This is a genomic window from Flavobacterium sp. UBA4854 (assembly GCF_002399805.1).
Classification (GTDB): domain Bacteria; phylum Bacteroidota; class Bacteroidia; order Flavobacteriales; family Flavobacteriaceae; genus Flavobacterium; species Flavobacterium ginsengisoli.
In genome coordinates this window covers 1-7,111 of the sequence record NZ_DHEI01000100.1, presented here as the reverse complement: position 1 = coordinate 7,111, position 7,111 = coordinate 1, and the positions used below count along the sequence as shown (strand labels likewise).

The 7,111-nt window shown below is 33.7% G+C and carries 10 protein-coding genes; 9 read left to right on the top strand and 1 reads right to left on the bottom strand.

Going from position 1 to position 7,111, the window contains the following annotated elements; translation table 11 throughout:
* Positions 1–462, top strand: a 462-nt coding sequence (locus tag B3J44_RS14815; protein WP_286969273.1) for a ClpP family protease, incomplete at its 5' end; no start/stop codon positions are given.
* A 178-nt stretch (positions 463–640) separates the two neighbouring features.
* Complete coding sequence (gene clpX, locus B3J44_RS14810) at positions 641–1,873, top strand: ATP-dependent Clp protease ATP-binding subunit ClpX (protein WP_144215416.1); 1,233 nt, start codon at positions 641–643, stop codon at positions 1,871–1,873.
* A 217-nt stretch (positions 1,874–2,090) separates the two neighbouring features.
* On the opposite strand, the gene B3J44_RS14805 is transcribed toward clpX, so the two are convergent.
* Positions 2,091–3,056, bottom strand: a complete 966-nt coding sequence (locus B3J44_RS14805) for a GlxA family transcriptional regulator (RefSeq protein ID WP_198854434.1) — start codon at positions 3,054–3,056, stop codon at positions 2,091–2,093.
* Positions 3,057–3,197: 141 nt separating this feature from the next.
* On the opposite strand from B3J44_RS14805, the gene B3J44_RS14800 reads away from it, so the two are divergent.
* From B3J44_RS14800 to serB, 7 genes are all read left to right on the top strand, one after another.
* Positions 3,198–3,605, top strand: a complete 408-nt coding sequence (locus B3J44_RS14800) for a VOC family protein (protein ID WP_286969272.1) — start codon at positions 3,198–3,200, stop codon at positions 3,603–3,605.
* A gap of 2 nt (positions 3,606–3,607) precedes the next feature.
* Positions 3,608–4,012: an SRPBCC domain-containing protein gene (locus B3J44_RS14795; RefSeq protein WP_286969271.1), complete on the top strand. Its 405-nt coding sequence runs from the start codon at positions 3,608–3,610 to the stop codon at positions 4,010–4,012.
* Positions 4,013–4,032: 20 nt separating this feature from the next.
* Complete coding sequence (locus B3J44_RS14790; protein ID WP_286969270.1) at positions 4,033–4,437, top strand: SRPBCC family protein; 405 nt, start codon at positions 4,033–4,035, stop codon at positions 4,435–4,437.
* A 107-nt stretch (positions 4,438–4,544) separates the two neighbouring features.
* Positions 4,545–4,955 (top strand): VOC family protein, encoded by a 411-nt coding sequence (locus B3J44_RS14785; RefSeq protein ID WP_198854430.1) that lies wholly within the window; start codon positions 4,545–4,547, stop codon positions 4,953–4,955.
* A 2-nt stretch (positions 4,956–4,957) separates the two neighbouring features.
* Positions 4,958–5,395: an SRPBCC domain-containing protein gene (locus tag B3J44_RS14780; RefSeq protein ID WP_286969268.1), complete on the top strand. Its 438-nt coding sequence runs from the start codon at positions 4,958–4,960 to the stop codon at positions 5,393–5,395.
* A 91-nt stretch (positions 5,396–5,486) separates the two neighbouring features.
* Positions 5,487–5,921 (top strand): VOC family protein, encoded by a 435-nt coding sequence (locus B3J44_RS14775; RefSeq protein WP_198854428.1) that lies wholly within the window; start codon positions 5,487–5,489, stop codon positions 5,919–5,921.
* Positions 5,922–6,077: 156 nt separating this feature from the next.
* The coding region (gene serB / locus B3J44_RS14770) for a phosphoserine phosphatase SerB (RefSeq protein WP_286969267.1) at positions 6,078–7,111 on the top strand (1,034 nt) is incomplete at its 3' end.

Below are 7,111 nucleotides of genomic sequence, written 5' to 3'. Positions count from 1 at the left end.
GCTAATATTGTTCAGGCTCAGTTATTATTCTTAGAAAGTGCTGATGCTTCAAAAGATATTCAAATTTATTTAAACTCTCCAGGAGGAAGTGTTTATGCAGGTTTAGGAATTTACGATACAATGCAATACATCAAACCAGATGTGGCAACAATCTGTACAGGAATGGCAGCTTCTATGGGAGCAGTTCTATTATGCGCAGGAGCAGCAGGAAAACGTTCTGCATTGCCTCACTCAAGAGTAATGATTCACCAGCCATCTGGAGGAGCACAAGGTGTTGCAACAGATATGGAAATCAACTTACGCGAGATGTTGAAATTAAAAGATGAATTATACAACATTATTTCTCACCATTCAGGACAAACTTTTGATAAAGTGCACAAAGACAGTGAACGTGACTACTGGATGAAAGCTGATGAAGCAAAAGAGTACGGAATGATTGATGAAGTATTAAGAAGAGGATAATTATTAAAGTTAAATTTTGTTTCAGGTTTCAAGTTTTAAGTTAGTTTGATTAACCTAGAACCTGAAACTTTAAACTTTAAACAAAAAAATATTAAGCTGTAAAGAGCTAAGTTTTTAAGTTTTAGGTCAAAAAGCTTAGAAACTTAGTATCTTTGCAGCTTAGTAACTTAAATAAAGAATGGCAAAAGTAGTATTAGAATGTTCGTTTTGTGGAAGAAAAAAGCCAGAAACTAATTTATTAATTGCAGGTATCAATGCACACATTTGTGATAAATGTATTGAGCAAGCACACGGAATTGTTTTAGAAGAATTAAAATCTAGCGGAAGCGCAAAATTAGTTGGGGACTTAATTTTAAAGAAACCAAAAGAAATTAGAGCTTTCCTAGATCAATATGTTATTGGTCAGGATCAGACTAAAAAAGTAATGTCGGTTGCGGTTTACAATCACTACAAACGTTTAATGCAACAGCAATTAGACGATGAAGTAGAGATCGAAAAAAGTAACATCATCATGGTTGGTCAAACAGGAACAGGAAAAACATTAGTAGCAAAAACGATTGCTAAAATGTTAGACGTTCCGTTGGCAATTGTTGATGCGACAGTATTAACAGAAGCAGGTTACGTTGGAGAAGACGTTGAAAGTATTTTGACGCGTTTGCTTCAAGCTGCAGACTACGATGTAGCAAAAGCAGAAAGAGGAATCGTATTTATTGATGAGATTGATAAAATTGCTCGCAAAAGTGATAATCCGTCAATAACGCGTGATGTTTCTGGAGAAGGTGTTCAGCAAGCTTTATTAAAATTGTTGGAAGGAACGGTTGTAAATGTACCGCCAAAAGGAGGACGTAAGCACCCGGACCAAAAATTTGTTGAGGTAAATACTCAAAATATCTTGTTTATTGCAGGTGGAGCTTTTGATGGTGTTGAACGCATTATTTCAAAACGCTTAAATCGTCAAGCGGTTGGTTACTCAACTTCTAAAAATGTTGATAATATCGACAAAGACAATTTATTGCAATACATTATTCCAAAAGATATTAAAGATTTCGGATTGATTCCAGAGATTATTGGTCGTTTGCCAGTTTTAACGCACATGGATCCTTTGGATAAAGAAACGCTTCGTGCCATTTTAACACAACCTAAAAATGCATTGATCAAACAATATCAGAAATTATTCTTGATGGATGATGTTGAGTTTACCATTACAGATGAAGCTTTAGATTTTATTGTAGACAAAGCTTTAGAATATAAATTAGGTGCTCGTGGATTACGTTCTTTATGCGAAGCTATTTTGACAGATGCTATGTACGAACTGCCAACTTCAGATGATACAAGTCTGACAATCGACAAAGAATATGCAGAACATACGCTAAGCAAAAACTTGTTGAAACGTATGGAAATTGCTTCTTAAGTTATAAATCAACTTTGACAAAGTTCAATTGTAAAACCTGTTCATTTATTTGAGCAGGTTTTTTTATTTTCTTTTTTGTTTGGTTTGATGAAAACTAAACTTCTGTTTTAGCCCTGATCGAAACGGCATCCTTTTGCTGTGGGGTTCACAGTAAAAGATACAGTGAAGAGCAGGACAGATGTTCTTTTGGAAACAGAATGTTCTGCTTCTAATAAAATTATTGCACTCTAAATTTCTCGCGATACTCAATTGGTTTCATGCCAACCATTTTATAAAAAACCTTTCTAAAGGCTTTTGGATCGTTATAGCCAGTTTTTTCGATAATTTCTGAAATCGAAAGCTGGGTTTGCTCTAGATATTTCTTCGAACTTTCGACTCTAATATTTTGTAGATATTCAATTGGTGGAATTCCGGTTACTTGTTTAAAACGGCGTGTCATGTTTCTGGCACTTGTCGGAATGTCTTTTGTAATTTCTTCTAGTTTTTCGATGGTGTGATACTGGCTTTCAATTTTTTGCTGTAACATGGCAACCAAAGTGTCATTGTGCAAATGGTTTGGTCTGAAAGTGCTAAAATAGCTTTGCTTGTAACGGTTTAAGTCGATAGAAAATATTTTGGCAATTTTAACTGCCATTTCGTTACCGCAGAATTTTTGAATCAAAAGAATCAATAAATGAAAAGTTGAGGTAGATCCTCCGCTTGTATATAAACTTCCGTCGGCGGTTAAAGTTTCTTCTGGTTTTAATTTCACCATCGGAAAGGCTTTTGTAAAAGCGCTGCAAGCATCAACATGGGTTGTGGCAAGTTTTTCGTTTAATAAACCAGATGCGGCAAACAAAAATGCTCCAGTACAAAAACTGGCTAATTCGGCTCCAGTTTTATGCTGTTTTTGAAGCCAAGGAATAAAATTTTTATTCTTTTTAATCATCTCGCTCATATTATCAGTAGTAAAAGCGGGAATTAAAATTAAGTCTAGAATAATTTCTGAAGTTTCAATGGAATTACTTTTATATCCAAATATATTTCCTTGATCGTTTTGCTCTTTAGACTGAAAAATCATTATTTCAAATGGTTTTTCTGTTCCCGATGTAAGTTTATTTGCAGTTTCAAAGACTTCTAATATCGCGGCTATACTTAATAATTTATAGTCGTGAGGTACGATTAAACCTAGTTTCTTGCTCATGATATTTGTTGTTTTTTGGAATTTCAGTTAACACAAAAATAAGCAAATTGTCTTAAATGCCCCTAAAGTTGACTTTTATTGTCGTTTTAAACTAATCTTAAAATTTTACATTTGCTTTGATTAATTTGTAATTTTATAAAGATGAAAACAAAGATATTCTTAAATCTTGCGGTAAAAGATTTAAATCGTGCAGTGAATTTTTTTAATGAACTTGGTTTTTCTACAAATCCAAAGTTCACAAATGAACAGGGAGCTTGTATAGTAATTAGTGATAACATTTTTACAATGCTTTTGGTTGAAGAGTTTTATCAAACCTTTACCCCAAAGAAAATTTGTGATTCTACAACAACAAGCGAAGTCCTTATTTCTCTTTCTATGGAATCACGTGAGAAAGTAGATGAAACAATTGAGAAAGCGGTAAAAGCTGGTGGAACAGATTATCAAGAAGCAAAAGATTATGGTTGGATGTATCAAAGAACATTTCTAGATTTGGATGGACATCATTGGGAAGTCTTCTTTATGGATGAAAGTCAAATTCCAACCAATTAAAGATGATTTCGGTAGAAGTTATAATTAATGCGTCAATAGAAAAAGTTTGGGATTTTTGGATTACGCCAAAACATATCCAAAACTGGAACAGTGCTTTTGATAATTGGTATACGTCTTATGCTGAAAATGATTTGCAAGAAAAAGGAAAGTTTAGATATGAAATGAGATCAAAAGATAAAGATGAAAGCTTTGATTTTGAGGGAATATATACAAAAGTTGAAAAATTTCAGTTAATAGAATATAAGCTTTCAGACAATAGAATCGGAAGCGTTCATTTTGAAGATTTTGGAAACAATGTAAAGCTTGTTGAATATTTTGAACCTAATAAAACTGATTCTGAAAACATGCAAAAGCAATGGTGCCAAGATGTGATTGATAACTTTAAGAAATACACAGAGAGATTTTAAAACGAAATTTATTTATAATAATGATAACAATAAAAAATACTGTAAAAGCATCTGCAGAGAAAGTTTGGAAGTTTTGGAATACACCAGAACATATTACAAAATGGAGTTTTGCTTCTCCAGATTGGCACACGCCTCACGCAGAAGCAGATTTAAGAGAAGGAGGAAAATTTAAATCGACTATGGCTGCCAAAGATGGGAGTATGAGTTTTGATTTTGGAGGCGAATTTACTTTAGTAAAACCAAATGAAGCACTTTCGTATGTTCTGGGAGATGGAAGAAAAGTTGAAATTACTTTTACAGAAACTTCAGAGGGTGTAGAAATTGTAGAAAGTTTCGACCCAGAAACTCAAAATCCAGAAGAAATGCAGCGCGCTGGCTGGCAGGCAATTTTGGATAATTTTAAAAGTTACGTAGAGGCTAATTAATTTTAGCTTCAAAGTCTCAAAGGTCAAAGATTACAAACTTAAATTAGCTTATATCACTTATATGGTTTAAAAGAAATAAATATCTAACCCAACAAAAAAAACAAAAAATGACAAAACAAATATGGTTGAATCTTCCTGTAAAGGACGTAGCAAAAGCGAAAGATTTTTTCTGGAAAATTGGTTTTTCGTTTAATGAACAGCATGACACCCCAAGTTCTACTTGTATGGTTGTAGGTGAAGGACATTTTGTAGTAATGCTTTTTGAAGAAATGCTTTTTTCTAGTTTCTCTCAAAATAGTATTACTGATACTAAATCAAGTTCGGAAGTATTGATTTCAATCGATGCTGAAAGCAGAGAAGAAGTTGATGAACTAGCTGAAAAAGTAAAACAAGCTGGCGGAACTGTGTTTGCTCCTCCTGCAGAGAGCCAGGGTTGGATGTATGGTTGTGGTTTTGCCGATTTGGACGGTCATCGTTGGAATGTCTTATTTATGGATTTTAGCAAATTACCAGATTAAAAATGGAAAAATTAGTTTTTAATATCAAGATCAAGGCTCCCAAAGAAAAGATTTGGAAAGTCTTATGGGATGACGAAACTTACCGAAAATGGACAAGTTCTTTTTGTGGAGAAAGTTACGTTGAATCGAGTTGGAACGAAGGCGACAAAATTTATTTTTTGGGCGCAGCTGGAGAAGGAATGAATAGTTTAATTGAAAAAAAAATTCCAAATGAATACATGGCTTTTAAGCATTTGGGTGAACTGAAAGATTATAAAGAAGTTCCGCCAAATGCAGAAACAGAACAATGGGCTGGAGCCATGGAAACCTATCGTTTAGATCAAAAAGGAGATTTGGTTGATCTTCATGTGGAAGTTGATGTGATCGAAAAGCATATAGACTATTTTAAAGAAGCATTCCCAAAAGGATTGGAGACCATTAAAGAGTTATCTGAGAAATAGAGAATGTAAGAGAAAGAAACAAAAACAAAGACTTTGTTTTGTGCTTCAAACGGAATTAGCAATTTATAATTAACAATTAACAATTAAAAAAATGGCAGCAATAAATCCATATTTAATGTTTAACGGAACTTGCGAAGAAGCGTTCCTGTTTTATAAATCGGTTTTTGGAGGAGATTTTCCGTACATCGGAAAATTTAAAGATGCTCCAGCAGAAGAAGGAGAAGTGCTTTCTGAAGAAGCATTAAATCGCATTATGCATGTTTCGCTTCCAATTGGAAATACCATTTTAATGGGAAGTGACAGTCATCCTAGATACGGAGATGTAGGTTTTGGAGATAATTTTTCGATTTCTATTAATACAGAAAGTACAGAAGAAGCAGATAGAATTTTTAACGGACTTTCGGCTGGAGGAAAAGTTGAAATGCCAATGAACAATACTTTCTGGGGATCTTATTTCGGAATGTTTAAAGATAAATTTGGTGTTAATTGGATGGTGAGTTTTGATAAAAACATTCCAAATCAATAGCCAAAAAGTTACGTTATTTTAATAATAAAAGATAATTGTTAAATTACTCGAAAAAGCACATTTATATGTGCTTTTTCTTTTCAAAAAAACAAGGATTATTCTTTTTTATCAACGAGAGATTGCCGATTTTTGTCGCTTCAAAATCAAGAAAGAAAAATGGCAGCAGAAGATAAAGAGATAATTTTATTAAAAGTTTCAGGACACGATAAAATTGGAGTTACAGCAGGTTTAACGGCTGTTTTAGGAGCATACGATGCTAATATATTAGATATCGGCCAAGCTGATATTCATGACACACTTTCTTTAGGAATTTTGTTCGAAATTGCAGCAGGTTCATCTTCAGCTCCTGTTTTAAAAGATCTTCTTTTCAAAGCTTATGAATTAGAAATCAAAGTAAAATTTATTCCGATTTCTATTGAAGATTACGAAACTTGGGTAAAATCACAATCTAAGCAACGATACATCATTAATATTTTGGGCGAAAAACTAGCGGCTTCTCAATTGGCGGCAGTTACCAAAATCATGTCAGATCAAAACCTAAATATCGATTCTATTATCCGATTAACAGGAAGAACTTCTATTGTAGAAAAAGAAGAATATCCGCGTTCTTGTATTCAATTGTCTGTGACAGGAGAGATTGTAAATAAAATTGTCATGACAGCAAGTTTTATGGAAGTCTCCAGAGCACTAAATGTCGATATTTCTTTCCAAGAAGATAATATTTATAGAAGAAACCGCCGCTTGGTTTGCTTCGATATGGATTCTACTTTAATCCAAACCGAAGTAATCGATGAATTAGCAGAATTGAATGGAGTAGGAGATCAAGTTCGCGCTATTACAGAATCGGCTATGAACGGCGAAATCGACTTTAATGAAAGTTTCAAAAAACGTATGGCACTTTTGGAAGGTTTGAGCGAAGAAGTGTTGCAAAATGTAGCAATCAATTTGCCAATCACGCAAGGGGCGCATCGTTTAATGAAAGCTCTAAAATATTACGGTTATAAAACTGCTATTCTATCTGGAGGATTCACTTATTTTGGAGAATATCTTCAAAAAGAATTAGGAATAGATTATGTTCATGCCAATCAATTAGAAATAAAAGACGGTAAACTGACAGGTAAATATTTAGGCGATATTGTTGATGGCCAGAAAAAAGCCGAATTCTTGAAAGCAATTGCCGAAAAAGAAGG